Source organism: Vibrio sp. 2134-1, from assembly GCF_033339495.1.
This window is the reverse complement of the sequence record NZ_JAWOUS010000652.1, coordinates 1-606: the sequence shown is the minus strand read 5'-3', so window position 1 is coordinate 606 and position 606 is coordinate 1. Positions and strand designations below refer to the sequence as shown.

Below are 606 nucleotides of genomic sequence, written 5' to 3'. Positions count from 1 at the left end.
TGCCATCGCTTAGCCCACCTTCTCTAATAGTTCTTCCAACACCGCCTCAACTTCTTTGGCCGCGACATGTCCATAGCGAAGCTCCCAGACAGGGATGCCATCAGTCGTCGCCGTATCGAGCGGAGGCCGGTGCATAATTTTGTTCTCAAACAGCAGATCCGGAACTGTGTTCTCCAGCGACTTGAGGGCTTTGTCGTGATTGACAGAGCGGTCCATGTCGTTGATCACGATGCCCAGGATCTCCAAATCTTGGTTGTACGCCTCGCGCACACCAATAATCGTGTTCAGGAGACCTTCTACGCCGTCCACAGCGAAGCCAGAGAGCTTTACTGGACATGCCACATGGGTAGACATCACCAACGCTGCCACCAGCTTTCTGCCGAGGCTAGGCGGACAATCAATCAGCACGTAGTCGTAGTTCTCAAACAGCTCAGCCAAATGGCGAGCCGGATTCATGGCTTGGTCAAGAGGCACAGCCTCCATCTCAAACAGATCCGGGTCATTCTTCGGCGTATGAATGAGGTCTGCACCGCAAGGGCAGTGCATGACCTCAATGCCGTCCAGCTCGTAAGCGAACAGCTCTGCGGTTTTGGTTCCAGTGAGGAT

General features: G+C 54.1%; 1 protein-coding gene. It reads right to left on the bottom strand.

The window, feature by feature from the left end; translation table 11 throughout:
- Positions 1 to 9: 9 nt before the first annotated feature.
- A partial coding sequence (locus R7R78_RS27780) for a ParA family protein (protein ID WP_225474809.1) occupies positions 10 to 606 on the bottom strand: 597 nt, incomplete at its 5' end.